At 70.2% G+C, this 18,548-nt stretch carries 18 protein-coding genes; 6 read left to right on the forward strand and 12 right to left on the reverse strand.

All coding sequences use genetic code 11. From position 1 onward, the window contains the following. The first annotated feature begins 225 nt into the window (after positions 1-225). Entirely contained in the window at positions 226-2,850 is a 2,625-nt protein-coding gene (locus ACFWNN_RS16115; RefSeq protein WP_382440670.1) for a LuxR C-terminal-related transcriptional regulator, read from the forward strand. Here ACFWNN_RS16115 and ACFWNN_RS16120 read toward each other — a convergent pair. From ACFWNN_RS16120 to ACFWNN_RS16130, 3 genes are read right to left on the reverse strand one after another with little or no spacing between them, the layout of a single operon-like run. Next, positions 2,804-3,202 (reverse strand): lipopolysaccharide assembly LapA domain-containing protein, encoded by a 399-nt coding sequence (locus tag ACFWNN_RS16120; RefSeq protein ID WP_382440671.1) that lies wholly within the window; start codon positions 3,200-3,202, stop codon positions 2,804-2,806. The two genes, ACFWNN_RS16115 and ACFWNN_RS16120, sit on opposite strands and share 47 nt — an antisense overlap. 48 nt (positions 3,203-3,250) lie before the next feature. Then, positions 3,251-3,781 (reverse strand): DUF742 domain-containing protein, encoded by a 531-nt coding sequence (locus ACFWNN_RS16125; protein WP_382440672.1) that lies wholly within the window; start codon positions 3,779-3,781, stop codon positions 3,251-3,253. Between the two features lie 39 nt (positions 3,782-3,820). Continuing rightward, a complete protein-coding gene (locus tag ACFWNN_RS16130) occupies positions 3,821-4,744 on the reverse strand; it encodes an anti-sigma factor RsbA family regulatory protein (RefSeq protein ID WP_382440673.1) in 924 nt (307 codons plus the stop codon). A gap of 101 nt (positions 4,745-4,845) precedes the next feature. On the opposite strand from ACFWNN_RS16130, the gene ACFWNN_RS16135 reads away from it, so the two are divergent. Continuing rightward, entirely contained in the window at positions 4,846-5,667 is an 822-nt protein-coding gene (locus ACFWNN_RS16135) for a MerR family transcriptional regulator (protein WP_382440674.1), read from the forward strand. 10 nt (positions 5,668-5,677) lie between these two features. Here the strand turns inward: ACFWNN_RS16135 and ACFWNN_RS16140 are convergent, their stop codons facing one another. From ACFWNN_RS16140 to ACFWNN_RS16155, 4 genes are read right to left on the reverse strand one after another with little or no spacing between them, the layout of a single operon-like run. Further along, on the reverse strand, positions 5,678-6,313 hold the full coding sequence (locus tag ACFWNN_RS16140) for a GTP pyrophosphokinase family protein (protein ID WP_382440709.1): 636 nt from the start codon (positions 6,311-6,313) through the stop codon (positions 5,678-5,680). Positions 6,314-6,330: 17 nt separating this feature from the next. Then, positions 6,331-7,302 carry a D-cysteine desulfhydrase family protein gene (locus ACFWNN_RS16145; RefSeq protein WP_382440675.1) on the reverse strand — a complete coding sequence of 324 codons (972 nt, stop codon included), beginning with the start codon at positions 7,300-7,302 and terminating at the stop codon, positions 6,331-6,333. Next, a complete protein-coding gene (locus tag ACFWNN_RS16150; RefSeq protein WP_382440676.1) occupies positions 7,293-8,150 on the reverse strand; it encodes a cobalamin-binding protein in 858 nt (285 codons plus the stop codon). The genes ACFWNN_RS16145 and ACFWNN_RS16150 overlap by 10 nt, the downstream gene beginning before the upstream one ends. Then, positions 8,150-8,680 (reverse strand): NUDIX domain-containing protein, encoded by a 531-nt coding sequence (locus ACFWNN_RS16155; RefSeq protein ID WP_382440677.1) that lies wholly within the window; start codon positions 8,678-8,680, stop codon positions 8,150-8,152. Before ACFWNN_RS16155 ends, ACFWNN_RS16150 begins: the two co-directional genes overlap by 1 nt. Positions 8,681-8,858: 178 nt before the next feature. Between ACFWNN_RS16155 and ACFWNN_RS16160 the strand changes: the two genes are divergently transcribed. Continuing rightward, positions 8,859-9,209 (forward strand): hypothetical protein, encoded by a 351-nt coding sequence (locus ACFWNN_RS16160; protein WP_382440678.1) that lies wholly within the window; start codon positions 8,859-8,861, stop codon positions 9,207-9,209. Between the two features lie 40 nt (positions 9,210-9,249). On the opposite strand, the gene ACFWNN_RS16165 is transcribed toward ACFWNN_RS16160, so the two are convergent. Beyond that, on the reverse strand, positions 9,250-9,666 hold the full coding sequence (locus tag ACFWNN_RS16165) for a hypothetical protein (protein ID WP_382440679.1): 417 nt from the start codon (positions 9,664-9,666) through the stop codon (positions 9,250-9,252). Between the two features lie 25 nt (positions 9,667-9,691). On the opposite strand from ACFWNN_RS16165, the gene ACFWNN_RS16170 reads away from it, so the two are divergent. Beyond that, the gene (locus tag ACFWNN_RS16170) at positions 9,692-10,693 is read left to right on the forward strand and encodes a hypothetical protein (protein WP_382440680.1); all 1,002 of its coding nucleotides are present in this window, start codon (positions 9,692-9,694) and stop codon (positions 10,691-10,693) included. Here the strand turns inward: ACFWNN_RS16170 and ACFWNN_RS16175 are convergent. After that, positions 10,683-12,023 carry an IucA/IucC family protein gene (locus ACFWNN_RS16175; protein WP_382440681.1) on the reverse strand — a complete coding sequence of 447 codons (1,341 nt, stop codon included), beginning with the start codon at positions 12,021-12,023 and terminating at the stop codon, positions 10,683-10,685. The two genes, ACFWNN_RS16170 and ACFWNN_RS16175, sit on opposite strands and share 11 nt — an antisense overlap. Before the next feature lie 22 nt (positions 12,024-12,045). Here ACFWNN_RS16175 and ACFWNN_RS16180 point away from each other — a divergent pair, with 22 nt between their 5' ends. Beyond that, positions 12,046-13,491 (forward strand): IucA/IucC family protein, encoded by a 1,446-nt coding sequence (locus tag ACFWNN_RS16180; protein WP_382440682.1) that lies wholly within the window; start codon positions 12,046-12,048, stop codon positions 13,489-13,491. A 47-nt stretch (positions 13,492-13,538) separates the two neighbouring features. Then, positions 13,539-15,620 (forward strand): glycoside hydrolase family 2 protein, encoded by a 2,082-nt coding sequence (locus ACFWNN_RS16185; RefSeq protein ID WP_382440683.1) that lies wholly within the window; start codon positions 13,539-13,541, stop codon positions 15,618-15,620. Here the strand turns inward: ACFWNN_RS16185 and ACFWNN_RS16190 are convergent. The 3 genes from ACFWNN_RS16190 to ACFWNN_RS16200 all read right to left on the reverse strand — a co-directional run bounded on the left by ACFWNN_RS16190 (position 15,617) and on the right by ACFWNN_RS16200 (position 18,457). Beyond that, positions 15,617-16,576, reverse strand: a complete 960-nt coding sequence (locus ACFWNN_RS16190) for a chitinase (RefSeq protein WP_382440684.1) — start codon at positions 16,574-16,576, stop codon at positions 15,617-15,619. The genes ACFWNN_RS16185 and ACFWNN_RS16190 overlap by 4 nt on opposite strands. Before the next feature lie 408 nt (positions 16,577-16,984). Then, positions 16,985-17,182, reverse strand: coding sequence for a hypothetical protein (locus ACFWNN_RS16195; RefSeq protein ID WP_382440685.1), 198 nt, complete (start codon positions 17,180-17,182; stop codon positions 16,985-16,987). Between the two features lie 21 nt (positions 17,183-17,203). After that, on the reverse strand, positions 17,204-18,457 hold the full coding sequence (locus tag ACFWNN_RS16200; protein WP_382440686.1) for a Fic family protein: 1,254 nt from the start codon (positions 18,455-18,457) through the stop codon (positions 17,204-17,206). Between the last annotated feature and the right edge of the window lie 91 nt (positions 18,458-18,548).

Genomic DNA, 18,548 nt, shown 5'->3' on the forward strand with positions numbered 1-18,548 from the left:
CGCGCCACTTGCCCAGGTAAAGGTTCCTGCGCTATGGGCGTCTCAACAGGACCGCTCCACGTATGATCCCGCGGGCAACTACCCGAATGGGTAGCGGCAGCTTCACGATCGGCCCGGGAGGTCATCCCAACGGGCTAGACGCGACGGCTCGGGGGTGGTCGCCGCGAGGGTCGTTGTGGTAATGCAGCGCTTGTTCTCCGCCGCCGCGGAGCGAAAGGAAAATGGGTGTCGGGGAATCGTGACGGGGTGTTCCGCGGCCGTGAGGGAGAACGGGACCTCCTGAACGGTGTGCTGAGCGCGGGCACCGGTGTGGTGCTCGTCGACGGCGCGGCCGGAACCGGGAAGACCCGGCTGCTGGCCGAGACCGCCGCTCTCGCCGCCCGCCGCGGCTTCGAGGTCGCCACCGCGCAGGACGAGCTGGACCAGCCGTTTCTGCTGGCACGCCTGGCGGAACGGCAACCGGACGGCCCGACGCTCGTCGTCCTCGACGATCTCCACCTGGCCGAGCCCGGCACGCTGGCCGCGCTCCGCGCGTTGTTACCCGCCTCCACCCGCGAAAAGGTCGTCTGGCTGCTCGCCCGTCGCCGTGGCGAGGGTGCTGACCGCCTGTTCGCCGCCGCGGCACAACGCGGTGCCGTCCGGATCGACCTGCGTCCCTTGGCGGACAACGTGGTCGAGGACCTGGTGACCGACCTCGCGGGCGGAGCTCCCGACCAGGATCTGAAAGCGCTTGCCTCGATCGCCCAGGGCAATCCCGCAGCGCTTTTCGGACTTTTCGCCGCACTGGCCCAGGACCAGCAGGTCGTGGTCGGCAACGAGCACGCCGCGTTGCGGTCGGATCGCTCCCCGCGCGCCACCGAGGCGGTGCTGCGCGACCGCGTGAGTGCGTTGAGCGGCAAGGCGAGGCACCTGCTGCAGGTCGCGTCCGTGCTCGGCCCGCGCTTCGAACCAGGTGACGTCGCCGAAATGCTCGCGTCGAGCACCGCGATCCTGTTGCCCGCCCTGGACGAGGTCATCGCCGCCGGTGTCGTCACGTCGCTCGACGACAGGCTCGCGTTCCGGCACGAGCTGCTCTGGCGCCTGGTCGCCGACTCCGTGCCGCCACCCGTGCGCCGCGCCCTGCACCGCGAGGCGGGCGAAATGCTGCTGAGGCGCGGGGATTCCGCCGTCTTCGCCGCCAAACACCTGCTGCACGGCGCCCAGCGCGGCGACGCCCGGTCCATCGACGGGCTCGTGACGGCCGCGAAAGCCGTGCTGTGGAACGCCCCGGAGGCCGCCGCCGAACTCGCGGTGCGCGCCCTGGAGCTCACCGACCAAGCGTCTGCTTCGCTGGTCCACCGCACGGTCATGGCGGTGAGAGCGCTTGCCGCGGCGGGCCGGCTCACCGCCGCGCAGGCGCTCGCGCAGGAGGCGTTGTCCCGCCAGGTGTCCCCGGAACCGTCCGCGAAGCTCCGGCACTGCGTCGCCACGACGTTGCTGCTCGGCGCCCGGTACGCGGAGTCGCTGGAGACCTCCGAGGCGTTGCTGCGCGAACCCGACCTGGCCCCGGAACTCGTGCCGTGGGTGGAGATCACCCGCCTGATGGGCCTGCTCGGTCACGACCGGCGCCGTGCCGAGGAGCTCGCCGAGGCCGTCGTGCGCACCCACCAGGGATCGCCGGACGACGTGCTGGCCACGGCGCTGGCGGTGCTGGCCGCGATCGCCCGCGACACCGGTCAGCCCGGCGCCGCACTGGAACTCGCGCGCGAGGCCGCGCGGTCGAGCACCTCGCACGACCTCAGCGCGTACCCGCAGCTGCTGCTCGCGACCCTGCTCGCCGGGCTGCGCGAGTTCGCCGACGCCGACACCGTGGTGCGGCGGGTGCGCAGCGGGCCGTCCGCGGTCGTCACCAGGGAGGTCATGACCGCGGTCGTGCAGGCCCGGATCCTGTTGCAGGCCGGGCGGATCGAGGAGGCGGCCGCCGAGGCCCGCGCCGCGCTCACCGTCGCCGAGGAGACCGGCCACGAGACCGTCGTCGCGCCGGCGCTGGCGGTGCTCGCGATGGTCGCGATCCACACCGGCGACCTGCCCGCGGCGATCGAGCACGTCGAACGCTGCCGCGAGCACGTGCACGCCGACGGGATCGTGTTCTCCCGCGCCTACTACCAGTGGGCCGACGTGCTCGTCACGTACGTCGACGCGGGCCTGGAGAAGGCGCTGGCGCTGCTCACCGACGAGTACCCCGGGCTCGTGACGTCCGGGCTCTTCGCCGAGGAGCCCCGCGCCGCCGGGTGGTTCGTGCGCCGGGCGCTGGAGGCCGGCGACGAACGGCTCGCGCAGGCCGTCGTGGACCGCGCGGAACGGCTTGCCGAACAACATCCGGGGTTCCCGGCGGTGACGGCGGCCGCGGTGCACGCGCGCGGCCTGTTCGACACCGACGCGAAGCTGCTGGAACTCGCCTCGCAGCAGCACCGCGACCTGTGGGCGCGGGCCAACGCGGCCGAGGACCTCGGCGTGCTGCTGACCGGAGCGCCGGACCGGGCCGAGTCGGTGCGGGCGCTGGAGAACGCGCTGGCGATCTACCGGGAGATCGGCGCCTCCCGCGACGGCGCGCGGGTGCTCGGCCGGTTGCGCAAGCTCGGACGTCGCCGCAGGGCCGCCCCCGCCCGTCCGGAGTCCGGATGGTCCAGTCTGGACGACACCGAACGGGCTATCGCCAACCTGGTGGCGAAGGGTCAGACCAACCGGCAGATCTCGACGCAGCTGTTCATGTCACCGCACACGGTGAACTTCCACCTGCGCAAGATCTTCCGCAAGCTCGGGATCAGCTCACGGGTCGAGCTGGTGATGAGGTCGAGGGACGACCAGTGACCCGCTTGGCCTGACGGCGCAGCTGCAGGATCCGGGCGGCCCCGACGATCGCGACCAGCAGCGCGCCGCCGATCGCCGCGAACAGCAGCGCCACGCCCAGCGGGAGGCTGAACTCGCCCCACAGGAAGTGGATCGTGGCGTTGTCGCCGTTCTGCAGGATGAAGACCAGCAGGAACGTCAGCACCACGATCGCCACCAGCACGGCGACCCAGGTGCCGCTGATCCGGGTCGGCCGCAGCTTCTTCGGTGCGGCCGCCGGAGCAGGCGGGACGGCGGGTGGAGCGGCGGACGGGCCGGTCGGGATCTGGTCCGTGACCGGCGTCTTCGGGGTCTCGTCGCTGGAGGTCGACACAGGAGAATTATCGGCGACCAGGCGTGTTCCCGCGCGCTGGCGAACGGGTTACAACTTGCGCAACCCGGACAGCACGCGTTCGAGCAGTGCGATGTTCGGCGTGTCGCTCGGCTCGTGCACGGCGACCAGGTTCAGCGTGATCAGGTCGCTCAGCAGCACCCGCGTGACGCCGAGCGGGATCTTCATGAGCGCCGAGATCTCGGCGACCGACCGCGGCTGCAGGCACAGCCGCATCATCGCCGCCTGGTCGTTGGTCGCGCGGTAGAGCCGGTCCTCGTCGGTCGAGAGCAGCGTCTCCAGGCGAAGGTCGTGACGGGCCGTCGTGCGGCCGCCGGTTCTGGCGTAGGGGCGGATCAGCGAACTGTCCCTCGCGGGGACCTCTGGTGCTTCGTCCTCTTGCACAGGCCACTCCGGTGGCGGTTCCGGTGGGCGGTGGCGCAACGGTTGCTGACGGGGCAGTTGTTGCGTCTCCGCGCCGTTGAAGTCTCCACTTCCGTCGGCGTGCAGCCGTCTGCGGGTCGCGGGAGACCCGAATCGAGCCCCCGTGTAACCGATTTCCGTCGCTTCCTCGTCGTGCACGTGCTCAAGCTATAACGAGATCGCCCAAATGTATGTGGATCAAGTCGCCTTTTTGTCAGTCAGATCGAATCTGACTTGGATTGCGGTGCCGCTTGACGTCGTTTGGGTGCGGACAAGGTCCGCCAAACGGTTGACAAGCAACAGACCGCGACCGCCTGGTTCGTTTGCGTGAACAGGGGTGCGTCCAGCCAGAACATCGGTGATGTGCCCGTTGTCGTTGACTTGGCAAACAATACTTCTGCTTTCCGCCCACACGCGGACCGTGCTCTCGCCCCCGCCGTGCCGCACGCTGTTGGTCGCGAGCTCGGTGACCGCGAGGGCGAAGTCGTCAACCCTGTCCAGAGCGAGCCCGTGTTTGGTTGCTTGTTCACGGGCGAATGCGCGCACCGCCGCCATCGCTCCGGCACCGACGGACGTGCTCACGGCGTCGACCGGGATGGTCAGCGGCAGGGAGTGCGCGGCGACGACCACCCGTGCGGGGTGGAAGTGGTCGCTGGGGCGGTGGCCGCTCGCGTCGATCACGACCGGGTGGGTCTTCTCGGCGTCGGCCAGGACGTCGTGGGTGAGGGAGGTGGTGCTGTAGGGACACAGGATGCTGAGGTCACGGCCGCTGAACGCGTAGTTGACCAGCGCCTCGTGCAGCGCGCACGCCGGGTACTCGACATCGGTGCGCAGGTTCCACACCGGCTCGCTGATGATCCGGACGGCCCCGCGGTGCCGGTCGGCGAACGCGCGGAGCTCGGGGATGATCCGGCCGGGGTTGCGGCCGGTGTCCGCCATGTCGATGAACGTCACGAGGTGGGCGAACCCGCTGAGCGCCTCCCTGAGCAGCTCGAGGTTCCTGCTCGGCACCGCCACGGCGACCGGCTCGGCGTTCGCGAGACCCTCCACGACGAACGGGACGGTCCCGTCGATGTAGGAGTCGTCGTCGGAGTAGAACAACGCCGGATGTGCGAACGTCATGTGCCACCTCTCGTCAACGTCCCAGGATCCCCACCCGGTGCGTTGCTCAAACCATCATTTCTTGACCCTGACACCGTGTCAGCCCCTACACAGGAGCAGTCATGTTCACCATCGGAGACTTCGCCCATCTGGGGCGCGTGTCGGTGCGGATGCTGCGCCACTACGACGCGGTCGGGTTGCTCCCACCGGCGCACGTCGACCCGTCCACGGGCTACCGCTTCTACACCGCCGCACAACTGCAACGACTCAACCGCCTGGTGGCGCTGAAGGACCTCGGTCTGACGCTCGACCAGGTGGGTGTGGTGCTCGACGAGAAGCTTTCCGTCGAACAGCTGCACGGCATGCTGTCGTTGCGGCGAGCCGAGCTGCGGCAGCAGATCCTCGCGGACGAGTTCCGCCTGCGCCGTGTCGAGGCACGTCTCCGCGTCATCGAGAGAGAAGGCGCCATGCCCACCGACGAGATCATCGTCAAGCCCGTCCCCGCCGTCCGGGTGGCCCGGCTGACCGCCACCGCCGCCTCGTACGGGCCGGAGGACATCGGCCCGGTCATCCAGCCGCTGTACCCGCAGCTCTTCGAACGGCTCGGGCGCGCCGGCGTGCAGCCGTCCGGGTACGGCATCGCCACCTACGAGTCGGCCGAGGGCGACTCGGTGCTCGTGCGGGCCGGCGTGACCGTGGCCGTCGAGCCGTCCGCCGGGTACGACTTCGAGGTCGTGGACCTGCCCGCGCTGGCCGAGGCGGCGACGATCGTGCACCGCGGCACCATGGACGACGTAGACACGTCGTACCAGGCCGTCGCGGCGTGGATCGAGGCGCACGGCTACCGGCAGAACGGGTTCGCCCGCGAGGTGTACCTGAACTACGGCGAGGGCGACCCGGCGGACTGGGTGACCGAGCTCCAGCTGGAGATCACCAAGGCCTAGTCCCGGCGTTCTAGTCGGGGTGGATGCGCCGGTGGAGGGTCTCCATCCGGTCGTCCAGCTGTGCCGCGATCATCGCGGTCGACATCAGCTCGCCCACGAACTCCGCGGGCGGGCTGTCGTCGTACTTGTAGAAGAGCTTGTGCTCCAGCGTCGCCCAGAAGTCCATGGCGATCGTCCGCAGCTGCACCTCGACCTTCACGTGCTCGACCCGGTCGGACAGGAACACCGGGATGCGCACGATGAGGTGCAGGCTGCGGTAGCCGTTCGGCTTCGGCTGCGCGATGTAGTCCTTGGTGCGCAGGATCTCCACGTCGTGCTGGCGCGCCAGCATCGCGCTCACCCGGTACACGTCCGAGACGAACGGGCAGACGACGCGCACGCCCGCGATGTCGTCGAGCCAGTCGCCGATCGCGTCGAGGTCGAGCGGGAAGCCCTTGCGCCGCAGCTTCTCCAGGATGCCCTCGGGCTTCTTGACGCGGTTGGTGATGTGCTCGATCGGGTCGTGGTGGTGGACCGCGTCGAACTCCTCGCTGAGGATGCGGAGCTTCGTCATCAGCTCCTCGATCGCGAACTTGTAGACGAGCAGACGTCGTTCGAGATCGCGCAGCACACCCAGGTCGTCGGCCAGATCGGTCACGCCGTCCAGAGTACTGATCACGCGGGTCAGAACGCGGCCACGGCCTCCGGCGCGTACCCGTAGAAGCCCGGAAGACCACCTGTGTGGAGGAACACGAGCGGGACGTCCGACCGCGGGGCGATCTCGCGGAACTTCACCGCGGCCTTGCCGGTGTAGACCGGGTCGAGGAGCACGCCCTCGGTCTCGGCGAACAGCTTCAGCACGCTCCACATCTCCGGCGTCGGCACGCCGTAACCCGGCCCGATCGTGTCATCGGTGACGGTGACGTGGGCGAGCTTCGGGGCGGGCTCGCCGAGCAGTTCGGCGGCGGCCGTGGCGAGGGCGTGGAGTTCCCGCGTCGCTTCCTCGGCGGTGTGCGAGACGCTCGCCGCGTGCACGGTGCCGGGCCAGCCGAGCAGCTCGGTGCCGAGCGCGATGCCCGCCGCCGTGGCGCCGGAACCGTCCGGGACGACGATGGTGGCGTTGTCGATGCCGCGGTCGTTCAGCTGGCCGACGAGCTCGGCGGCGGCCACGACGTAGCCGAGCGCGCCGAGGCCGTTCGAGCCGCCCACGGGCAGCGTGACGGCCTTGTCGTGGTTGATCCGCTCGTAGGTGGCGACGGTCTCCTCGGCGGTCTGGCAGACGTGCACGGTGGCGCCGAACATGTGGTCCAGCACGACGTTGCCCGACCGCTCGTAGGCGTCGCCCGTCATCGGCACCCTGGCCGTGAGCACGAGCTCGCACTTCAGGCCGAGCTTCGCGCACGCCGCCGCGGTCTGCCGGCCGTGGTTGGTCTGCAACGCGCCGAACGTGATGATCGTGTCCGCGCCCTGCTTGATCGCCTGACCGAGCAGGAACTCCAGCTTGCGCAGCTTGTTGCCGCCGGCGCCGAGGCCGTTGACGTCGTCGCGCTTGATCAGGACGGGCGGGCTGCCGAGCGCGGCCGCGAGTCTCGGCGCGTGCTCGAGCGGGGTCGGCCAGCTGCCCAGGGCGACTCGGGGGAACGCGCTCAGGTCCATGCCGGGAGCTTAGTTGCCTCGTGTGCGGACACCTCGCCGATGCCGTGCAGGACGTGGGCGAGGACCTCGACGCCGCGCACGACCCGCGGTCCGGGGCGGTTGAAGTACGACGGTCCATCCAGGACCCAGGTCTCCGGGAGCGGTTCGTCCGGCAGCTCCCGCATCGTCCGTTCCGGAGGGAATCCGCACGGCATCAGCAGGACGACGTCCGGCCGTGCGTCGTGGACGGTCTGCCAGGTGATCGGGCGGGTGTGCTCGCCGGGTTCGGCGATCAGGGGCGTGCCGCCCGCGAGTGCGATCTGCTCCGGCACCCAGTGGCCCGCCGGCCACACCGGGTCGAGCCATTCGATCGCGGCCACGCGCGGGTGGTGGAGGTCCTTCGTCTGCTGCGCGATCACGTCCGCGCGCTCGCGCAGCGCGGCGATCTTGTCGGTGCTGTCGACGCCGAGGACGTCGCCGACCGTCTTCAGACAGCCGAGCACCTCGTCCAAAGTGGAAGGTTCGAGGCTGAGCACCGTCGGGCCGATGTCCATCATCCGGACCGTGTCGGTGACCTTGCGGTAGGAGATCGCGCAGACGTCGCACAGGTCCTGGGTGAGGATCACGTCCGGCTTCAGGTCGTGCAGCAGGTCGGCGTCCAGGCCGTAGAGCGACGAGCCGTGGTGGACGGTCGAGTTGATCTCCCGGCTGCTCAGCGCGTTCTGGTCGACGCCGGTGCTCGTGACGACCGGCACGGTCTCGACGGCCGCCGGCCAGTCGCACTCGTGGGTGCGGCCCACCAGGTGGCCGAGCAGCCCCAGTTCGGCGACGACGTCGGTCGCCGCCGGCAGCAGCGAGACGATCCTCATCAGACCTCCCGGCCGAACTCGGCGTACCTCGTGGAACCGCTCTCCTGTGCCACGACGGCGAGTGTGAGCCTGCGGTGCAGCGACGGGTAGATCCGGTCGCGGGCCTCGTCCAGCGTCAGGTAGACGACACCGGCGAGCTCCGGGTCGCACGCCACCGCGTCGTCGAGCACGCCACCGTCGAACACGAACTGGTGGCAGTCGCGCCAGACCCCGTTGCGGGGCGTCCAGTCCACGACGAGCAGCGGTCCGAGTGGGAGCGTGACCCCGAGCTCCTCCTTGATCTCCCGGATGGTCGCGGCCTTGGGCGATTCGTCGTTCTCGGTCATGCCACCGGGGATGTCCAGCACCGCCTTGTAGGTAGGCACGACGAACAGCACGCGTCCGCTGGAATCGCGGATCAGCGCGCCGCCCGCGCACGTCTTGGTAGGACGGCTCGACGCGACGCCGGGCACGAACTCGAGCTCCGCCGGACCCTCGTCGAGAACATCGGCGGCGAATGAGGCGGGGTCTCCCGCGTGCAGTGCTGACACGAGTTGATGATCACACCACCGAGTGAATCGCGCACGCGCTGTGCTGCGGCTTCGCGCAGGTGGGCGGTTGTCCGGAAGGTGACGGTCTGCAACCAAACGACCGAGGAGTACCCTTGGCCCTGTAACTCCGTGCGATCAATCGCCGATGTCCGAGGCAACATCGGTGGAGGTGACGCCAATGGGGGCAACCGGTGCCGCCCAGCGCAGACAGGACAGCAGATCGGCCCCGTGGTCGGTGGTCGGGCTGACCGTGGTCTTCGTCGTGGTGGCTCAGGTCCAGTTCGCCATCGCGGTCGCGGAGTCGGTCCTGTGGCCGGCCGTGGTCGGGGTGCTGCTGCTGGCGGCGGCCATCGCGTTCGTGAAGACGGCGCGCAGGCTGCGGTGGGAGGACAGCGACCCGTACGAGGCTCCGCCCCAGGTGGCCCAGCCGCTGCCGGCCGAGCACTACGAGAGTCACGTCGACGCCGACGGAAGCCTGGCCCGCGCGGTGGGCGAGGTCGTCCACGCGTCCCGGCGCTGGCGGGCCTGACCGGCTCACGGCGCGGCGACCGGGTCAGGCGGAGGCCCGGTCAGTCAGCCATGTCCGCCGCTCTTCGGTACAGTTCGTAGTCGCGTTCCGCCTGGGCGAGCCTCTGCCCGCGGTCGAGACGGCCGTCCAGGCGCCGTTCGATGCGGAGCACCTCCGAGCCGACGTCGGCGGCGCGCGTGTGCCAGTCCAGGAGGTGCAGGAGCGCGGCCTGCAACTGCAGCACGTTGACGTACCGTGCGCCGACCTGGCGTGGCCGGTGGGGCAACTGCTCCCGCAGGAGCGCGGCGGACTCCTCGGCAGCGGCCAGAGCCTCCTCGTGGCGTCCTTCCTCGGCGAGCTTGCAGGAGAGGAAGTGCAGTGCCTCTCCGAGCGACGACCGGAACCGCCTGATGCCCGCTGCCCGGCGCAGGGTCCGCACCGACCACTCGTAGACCTCCAGGTCGAACTTCTCCAGCACGGCACGAGTTCAGCACAATGAGCGCATGCCGACGTCTGCCGAGTGGCTCGAAGTGCGCGCCCATCTGCTCGAACACCGCCATCGGCTGGCCGTCGAGGCCGCCGCGGAGTACCCGGACGTGCCCAGGGTCGCCGGGACCCCGCTGCTGACGTCACCGGCCTGGATGCCCGCCGCGCCCGTGCCGCTGTCAGACCTGTCGCTGGAACTGCGGGAGTCACCGGCCCTGCCCGTGTTGCCGCCCTCCGCCGTGCCCGACGGGTTCGGCAGCTACTCGGCGGCGATGGCCGCCCTCGCCGCGCCGTCGGTGTTCCAGAACCGCGAGACCTACCGGCTGCTGGGGTTTGACGGCGGGCACCTGACGTTCGGGCTCGGCACCTACTTCGACGGCATCGACGTCGGCGAGGCCTGCGCGCACGAGTACGCGGGTCAGGCCGCCGGGTTGCCGTTGCGCACGGCGGTGGGGGATCCGTGTGACCTGCGGCGGCGGCCGGTGAACGTCGCCATCAGCACGCTGACCCTGCGGCACGACGTGGCGTCCGGAGAGGCGACGTTCTTCCTGCACTGGCGGGACCCGAAGCGGGTCGGGCACGCGGGCGGGATGTTCCAGGTGCTGCCGGTCGGGGTGTTCCAGGGGACGTCCGAGGCCGACTTCTCGTTGTGGCACTGCATGATCCGCGAGTTCGCCGAGGAGATGCTGGGGGCCGAGGAGATCGGATCGGTCGACTACGACGCGTGGCCGTTCGCGCGGCGGCTGACGGCGGCGGCCCGGGTGTTCTACCTCGGGATGGGCGTGGACCCGCTGACGTTCGCCACGGACATGCTCACGGTGGCCGTGATCGAGGCGGCGGAGTTCGACGCGCTGTTCGGGGATCTGGTGGCCCAGAACGAAGAAGGCCAGGTGTTGCGCGGGCTGGAGTTCATCGAGGCGAACGTCGACCGGTTCGTGCACCACGAACCGACGCAGGCCGCGGGTGCCGCGCTGCTGTCGCTGGCGTGGCAGCACCGGGACGTGCTGCTCAAGCCCTGAACGGGTTCGGCAGGTGCGCCCAGGCCTTCGTGGCCGGGTCGAGGCGCATCAGCGTGAGCGGCTTGGCCGGCAGCGGGTCGTTCAGCAGCGCGTGCCGGTCCGGGGTGTCCGGGATCGTCCTCGCCACCACGGCCCAGAGGTCGGCCGGGTCCGCGTCGAGGGTGTCGATCAGGCCGGTCAGGGCGGTCGCGAAGAACGTCGCGAACGTCTTGGCGCGCAACGCCTCCGGGCCCGCGTGGAGTCTCTCCGGCAGGCCGGGGCGCGGGCTGACGCGGATGTCGGCGAGGTCGCGGTAGATCACCCGGCTCGGGCGGCCGTTCACCAGGCCGAGCACGAGGTTCTGCTCGTGCGCCTCCAACGCGACACCACGGGCGAGCAGGGTCATCAGCGGCGGCACGGTCAGTTCGGCGAACTCCGCGAGCCACTCGACCGGGTCCGGGACGTGGTGGTTGCGCAGCGCGGCCAGGGGCAGCAGGGTCTCGCCGACGCGGGGCACGGGCCGGTCGCGCAGGATCACGCCGAGCCGGCGGTCCGGTTCGCCGTTCGTCAGGACGGCGGCGGATGCCCGGTTGTGCTGCAGTTCGATGCCCTCGACGGCAGAGTTCAGGAAGTCGGAGACGGTCGTGGCGGTCGCGATCGAGCCCGCCGAGATGTCCCGCACGGCCGAGGTGATCTGGGCGCTCAGCGTCGTCTTGACGTGCCAGGAACCGGCCGACAGCGTGCGCAGCGCCATCAGCGGGCTGGCGTCGAGGGTGCCCGCGGTGCTGATGCCGAGCTCGGCCGCCTGCCAGGGGTGCACGGGCAGCAGGATCCGGTTGCCGTCGCGGAGGTCGTCCGGCCAGTCCCCGAACGTCACGTGGTGTGCCGCCGGGTGCAGGGCGAGTCGCACGATCGGGCGGTGTTCCGGGCCGTACGCGAGGTGATCAGCCGCGGTGAACCCGGTGCGGTTGCGGCAACACGGGTGCAGCGGATGGCCGTCCACGACGCTCTGCTCGTGCTCCTCCAGGCTTCTGCCCAGGAATGGAGTGGTGAGCGGGGCGGTTGTGCGGGACAGGGCCAGTCCGGCCACGCTGTGGGCGACCTCGGCGATCAGGTTCTCCGAGCGGGGCCAGCGTTGTGCGGTGAGGAGGTCGACCGGGTGGACGTCGACGTCCGGGTCGTTGACCTGCGGCAACGGTTCGAGCGCGAACGCCCGGCGCAGGCGCGCGAGGATCGCCGCACGGGCCCCCGGCAGCTCCGCGAGGAATCTTTCGGCGCGGTTTTCACCCAGTGCGGCGAGGAAGTCGGACTCGATCGGCGTGTGCGTCAGAATGAGTCGATCCTGACACACAGCCAGAGGGAAGCGGACACCGGTGGAAGCGATCACTGATCCCGACGGCATCACCGCGACGGCGTTGCTGAACTGCCTGCGCCGTGAGGTGGGGGAGTGGGCCGGCGGCACGCTCCGGTTGCCCCGCAGCGGCACCCTGCTGCGGGCGCGCGAGGGCCGCTGGCTGTCCGACCCCGAGGTGTTCACCGGTTCGTGGCAACCGTTGGCGTGGCACGAACTCGCTGTGCTCATCAGCAAGGAGCTCGGGGACCCGCCGGTCGGGTTCCTGGACGAGATCGCGGGCTCGCGGTCGGCCATCGCCGCCGTGCTGGACGCGCGCACGGCGCCGCCCGCCGATCTCTACCAGCGCTCCGAGCAGGCGCTGGTCGCCGGGCACCGGTACCACCCGGCGCCGAAGGGCCGCGGCGGTCTGCCGCCGTCGGAGTGGCTGCCGTACTCGCCCGAGGTGCACGCGAGCTTCCCCTTGGCGCAGTTGGAAGGTGCGTTCGTCGACGACGGCGAGGTGCCGTTGCCGGAGGGCGTGCTGCCGGCGCATCCGTGGCAGCTTTCCCTGCTGGGAATGGAAAGTTCGAGTTCTGGCTTGGGTGAGGTGTGGCCCACGTCGTCGGTGCGCACGGTCTACGACCCCGCCGCCGACCTGTTCTACAAGTTCAGCCTCGACGTGCAGATCACCAACGACGTGCGCCGGTTGTGGGCGCACGACCTGCGCTGGATCCCGCCGCTCGCCCGCCTGCTGAGACCGGTGTTCGCGGACATCTCCTCGGTGTTCCCCGGTGCCGCCTTCCTGATCGACCGCGGCTACCGGACCTCTCCTGCGTCGTTCGAGGGCCTGGCCGTCGTGGTGCGCGACGGCGTCCGGCAGCACGTGCTGCCCGGCGTGACCCCGTTGCTGGCGGCGGGAATCAGCGAGGGGTTCGACGGGAACCCGTTGGACGGCCTGGATTCCGACGGCGCGTTGCGGTGGTTCCGGCAGTACGTCTCGGTTGTGGTGCCGCCGGTGCTGCACGCGTTCTTCGCGCACGGTGTGGTGATGGAGTGTCATCTGCAGAACGTCCTGGTCGGGGTGGACGGCGCCGGGCTGCCGGTGCAGGCGATCTTCCGCGACCCCGAGGGCATGCGGCTGCTGCCCCGGCACTCCGCCCTGCTGTCCTCAATGGACGGACTGGACGGGTCGCGCGGCGTGTCGGAGGCCAAGGGCTGGGAGCGGCTCCAGTACTGCCTGATCGTCAACCACCTGATCGAGATCGCCGGTGCGGTGCTGGCACGGCACCCCGGCGTGGACGTGTGGGGCGAGGCACGGGATGTCTTCGTCGCCTATGCACGTGATCACGGCTCGCCACCGCTGCTCTCGGCTTTGCTGAGCGCGCCGTTCGTTCCGGCGAAGGCGAACCTGCTGCTGCGCTGGACGCGTGCGGAGGGGGCGGCGAGCCGGTACGTCGACTGCCCGAACCCGTTGTACCGGAACTAGCTCACGTCGTTGACACCGTTTTCATCGCGCCCCTAGCGTCATGGGACATGACACGTCTGCCGGCGTTGCTCCTGCCGTTGGTCCTGCTCTCGGCGATGTTCGTTGGTGTGCCAGCGGCTTCGGCCTACGTGCCGCCGGTGACCCGCGCGCAGGTGAGCCTCGACGCGGGGTGGAGGTTCCTGCGCGCGGATGTTCAAGGGGCTGAAACACCGGGCTTCAACGACGCGTCGTGGGCGCAGGTCACCGTGCCGCACACGTGGAACGCGACCGACGGCCAGGACGGCGGCGCGAACTACTACCGGGGAATCGGCTGGTACCGCAAGCACTTCACGCCGTCTTCTTCATTGGCCGGGCGACGGCTGTGGTTGCAGTTCGACGGCGTGAACCAGGTCGCGGACGTGTGGGTCAACGGGGTCAAGCTCGGGCAGCACCGCGGAGGGTTCGCCGGGTTCCGGTTCGACGCCACCTCCGCCCTGAAACTGGGGCAGGACAACGTGATCGCGGTCAAGGCCGACAACGCGGCCAAGTCCGACATCGCCCCGATCTCGGCGGACTTCACCTTCTTCGGCGGCATCTACCGGGGCGTCTCGCTGACCGCGCTGGACCTCCTGGGTGTGCGTATGGGCGATTCCGGCGGGCCTGGCGTGTACCTGCGGCAACGGTCGCTGACCGATGCGTCGGCGAGCGTCGAGGTGACCACGATGGCCTGGAACAACCGGGCGTCGGCGGCGCGCGTCAAGGTGCGCACGGTCGTCGCTGATCACGCCGGTGTCATCGCCGGTGAAGCGACTTCCGCCGTGCGTTCGGTCAACGCCGCCACCGGGTTCGACACCGTGCAGACCGTCACGATCGCGCGCCCGCACCGGTGGAACGGCAAGGCGGACCCGTACCTGTACCGGGCCAGCGTGGAGATCATCGACGCCGACTCCGGTGCCGTGAAGGACGTCGTCACCGAACCTCTCGGCCTGCGCACCACGGCCGTCGACGCTTCGACGGGCTTCTCGTTGAACGGGAAGCCGTTGCGGCTCAACGGGGTGAACGCGCACCAGGACCGGCTCGGCGCCGGCTGGGCGTTGAAGCCGGCCGATGTGCGCCAGGACTTCGACCTGATGGACGAGATGGGCGTCAACGCGTTGCGCACCGCCCACTACCAGCAGGCCGAACAGGTCTACGACCTCGCGGACGAGCGCGGGTACGTGGTGTGGACCGAGATCCCGCTGGTCAACGAGATCACCGACAGCGCGGCGTTCCGGGCCAACGCCCAGCAGCAGCTGCTGGAGATGATGCGGCAGAACTTCAACCACCCGTCGATCGCGTTCTGGGGCATCGGCAACGAGCAGAAGACCAGCAACACCGCCACGAATGCTTTGCTGCGCGACCTGGCAGCGTCGGTGCGGGCCGAGGACTCCGGCCGGCACTCGACGTACGCGAGCCACATCGGCGACCTCGACCCGGTGTCGTCGCACGCGGATCTGGCCGCCTACAACAAGTACTACGGCTGGTACGACACCAGCAGCAGCGGCCCCGGCGGCTGGGCGGACCGTCTGCACGCCCGCGACCCCGCCCGCCGGATCGCGCTGAGCGAGTACGGCGCGGGCGGCAGCGTGGTGCAGCACGAGGAGAACCCGCGCCCGCCCGTGACGACCTCGCGCTGGCACCCGGAGGAGTACCAGACCCTCGTGCACGAGAACCACTGGGCGGACATCAAGACGCGGCCGTTCCTGTGGGGTACGTTCGTGTGGAACATGTTCGACTTCGCCGTCGACAGCCGGTCCGAGGGCGACACCTTGGGGCGCAACGACAAGGGTCTCGTCACCTACGACCGCGCGGTGCGCAAGGACGCGTTCTGGTTCTACAAGTCGCAGTGGACCGACACGCCGTTCGTGCACCTGAACAGCGCCCGCTGGACGCAACGCACCACCGCCGCGACGACGGTTCGGGCGTACGGAACGGTTTCCGACGTGCAGCTCGTCCTGAACGGCGTCGCCGTCGGCGCCCCGAAACCGCCCGCAGCCGACCGCACCTACACGTGGCCGATCACGTTGCGGCCGGGCGCCAACACCGTGACGATCACGGGGACGCGCGATGGCCGTGCCTACACCGACACGGCCACCTGGACGCTCGGCTAGCCGTTGTACGCGGAGAAGATCTTGGCGAACTCGTAGGGCTGCTGCGGGATGTTGTTGCAGCGGTACAGCGCACCGTTGCACGCGTTGGCGTCGCGGCCCTGCTCCCAGAACGACAGCATGCCGAGGTGCACGGAGGACGCGAAGCTCACCAGCGCCCGCGCGTCCTTCTGGTAGAAGATCTCGTTCTGCGAGTCGTTCACGCCCAGCATCGGCGTGACGCCGACCTTCTTCCACGCGGCCGCGTCCGCCAGCCCGTACACCGACTTGACCTGGGCCTGCGTGGCCTTCGCCGCGGCGATCGCCCGCGCGCCCTGGTCGGCCGGACCCATGTAGTAGTCCATCGCCATGACGTTGACGAGGTCGAGGTTCACGCCGGCGTTCTTGGCCGACCGCACCACGTTCACGCCGTCCGCGGTGAGCCCGCTCGGCAGCACCGGCAGCGTCAGCGAGATCTTCAGCCCGGGGTTGCGGTCCTGAAGGATCTTCAACGCCTGCGAGCGCCGCGCGATCGTGGTCGGGTCGGCCACCGCCGCGCCCTCGATGTCGAAGTCGACGTACTTGAGCGAGTACGCCTTCACCACGGCGTCGTACTCGTTGGCCAAAGCCGTTGGCGTGGTGCAGAAGTAGGCGAGCTCGATGCCGGACGCACCGCCGAAGGAGATCTTCACGTCACCCCCGGCCGCGCGCAGCTTCTGGATTTCCTCCTTCTGCCACCCGGCGCGCGGGTCGTAGGCGCCGAACCAGCTCGCCTTGCACCCGTACGACGTGACGAACCCGAGCGTGAAGCTCTTCACGCCACCCTTCTTCGCCATGTCCGACAACACCGGCGTCGGCCAGGCACCCATGTCCACGTAGGGCGCGACCGACGACACCGTCGCCGCCTGAGCGTGTGCGACGGGCAGCACCACCACCGCCAGAGCAGCGGCCAAACCCAGTTTCACCAGTCTGTTCAGCATGACGAACTCCTCGGGCCAAGGGGTCGCGGCGGCTGATTATTGGTATAGACCAGAGCGCGCGCGTTGGCCAGACCGCGACCGTTTCCCGGTCGCCCCAAGGCAAAGCTCGTGTCCGATACGGGGGCAAACCGGGACAAACCTCGTCGGCGTCGAGCAGCAGCGGCGCCCACGACGCCGCGCCGGCGCGTCCGTGCCCGGGGTCCACCCCGATGAACGTCCGTCCGTTCACCCGCACCCGCACGTGCCGAGCCTGCCAGTCCGCCGTCGCCCGCTGCCGGACCCGCCCGTCGCACGTCCACCGCTGATCCCCGAAGTGCACGACCGTGGAATGCCCGTGAATCTGCCCGAACGGCACGATTCCCCGGTACTGCATCCACGGCTCGTGCAACTCCTGCCACACGGCCAACGTCACCCCGGCGTGCGTGAGCAGGAACTCCTCGCCGCCACTGGTGATCGCCGCCGCCACCCGCATCCGCCGTCACGCCACCACTCCCGCAGGAGGGCGATACCCTCCGCGGGCAACGGGTCGGGCCAGAACACCTCGTGCGCCCGCCGCACCAGCTCGGCGTGCCCGCCCACGTCCCCGATGACAGCCACTGCGGCCACGTCCACCCCCTGCGGACGACGCTACCCGCGGCTGAGCTGGTACCCGATGTTGCGGGCGAGCATCCGGGCGTCCTGCGCGTCCGCCCAGTAGGAGACGCTCCGCAACAGCCCGGCCGCGTTCAGCCCGTACCCCTCCCGTGCCAGCACGAACACCAGCGCGAGGAACGCGGCCCGCGCGTTGCCGTCGTCGAACGGGTGGAAGAAGCAGACGTCCAGGTACACCCGCGCCGCACGGGCGGCCACGCCGAGACCGTCCTCCTCGCTCTCGGCCAGACAGGCGTCGAACCGCTCGCGAGTCGTGCTGTCGATGCCGTACCGCTCCCGCCCCTGCTTGGCGAACGCCGGCGACGTCCGGAACTCCTGCGGCGCCCCCAGCACGTGGAGCTGCCAGCCGCGCAGCAAGGCGAAGTCGAGCACCGCACCCGCCGAGGCGTCCTCCCGCACCTGCCGGAGCGCGGCGCGCATGCCCTCGGCGCGTGCCGGGTCGGCGGCGTCGACCTCGTCGATCGACGCGACGGCCCCGTCCCGCGTGCGCGGGTGCAGCGTCTCCTCCGGCCACAGCACCTCGGTCCGTTCGACGAGCCACGACGCGAGGTGGTCCGGCACCTCGGCGTCGACCGAGGAGGCGATCCGGTCGGCCACCTCGCCGACCACCCCGGCCTTCGGCAGGGTCCAGCTCTCGAACTGCCCGCCGATCGCCTGCCGCACCAGCTTCCGCGCGTCCGCCACCGGTACGTCCCACCGCTGCAGGAACCACGTCAGCGCCTGCTCGCAGTGCCCGTACCAGCCGCTGCCGCCACCGGTCCGGTCCGCGACCCGCAGGATCACCGCCCGCACGCCCTCTTCCCGCCGTTCCAGCGGATACAGCGAGAACAACGCGGCCAGCTCCTCGACCCACGCCCGCCACTCGCACACTCCCGCGACCACGCGGCCGAGCGTCTCGTCAGGGGTGGTGATCGAGTCGCGCGGGCAGCACCAGCTCCCCACCGGGCCGCCGTCGAAGTCACCCTCGTCGTGCGCCCAGCGCCACCCCAGCACCCATCGTCCGTACCGCTCGGCCAACGCGCGCGACATCTCGTCGGCCCACGACTGGCCCTCGCGGTAGCTCCACTCGATCACCGACCGGTCGGCCGCGGACCCGTCGGGCCTCATCGGCACCCGCTGGGCAGGACCCAGCGACCGGATCACCTGCGCGGCCGTGCCGGCGTCGAACGGGTGGTGGGCGGGGTCGACCTCGTCCCAGCGCAGCGCGTGAGGAGACAGCTCGGTGAACACGTCGCGAGCCTGCCACACCACGTCGAAGAGATGTCAGCAATCAGATTCTGTCCGAAGTGGACTTTGGTGTCCGTCCACTTCGGACGCGCCG

Source organism: Lentzea sp. NPDC058450 (genome assembly GCF_042721395.1).
Classification (GTDB): domain Bacteria; phylum Actinomycetota; class Actinomycetes; order Mycobacteriales; family Pseudonocardiaceae; genus Lentzea.

Coding starts and splice junctions, on each gene's coding strand:
- ACFWNN_RS16130 (WP_382440673.1), bottom strand. CDS start 4,744: ATGACGTTCGCACATCCGGCGTTGTTCTACTCCGACGACGACTCCTAC.
- ACFWNN_RS16135 (WP_382440674.1), top strand. CDS start 4,846: ATGTTCACCATCGGAGACTTCGCCCATCTGGGGCGCGTGTCGGTGCGG.
- ACFWNN_RS16145 (WP_382440675.1), bottom strand. CDS start 7,302: ATGGACCTGAGCGCGTTCCCCCGAGTCGCCCTGGGCAGCTGGCCGACC.
- ACFWNN_RS16150 (WP_382440676.1), bottom strand. CDS start 8,150: ATGAGGATCGTCTCGCTGCTGCCGGCGGCGACCGACGTCGTCGCCGAA.
- ACFWNN_RS16160 (WP_382440678.1), top strand. CDS start 8,859: ATGGGGGCAACCGGTGCCGCCCAGCGCAGACAGGACAGCAGATCGGCC.
- ACFWNN_RS16170 (WP_382440680.1), top strand. CDS start 9,692: ATGCCGACGTCTGCCGAGTGGCTCGAAGTGCGCGCCCATCTGCTCGAA.
- ACFWNN_RS16185 (WP_382440683.1), top strand. CDS start 13,539: ATGACACGTCTGCCGGCGTTGCTCCTGCCGTTGGTCCTGCTCTCGGCG.
- ACFWNN_RS16190 (WP_382440684.1), bottom strand. CDS start 16,576: ATGCTGAACAGACTGGTGAAACTGGGTTTGGCCGCTGCTCTGGCGGTG.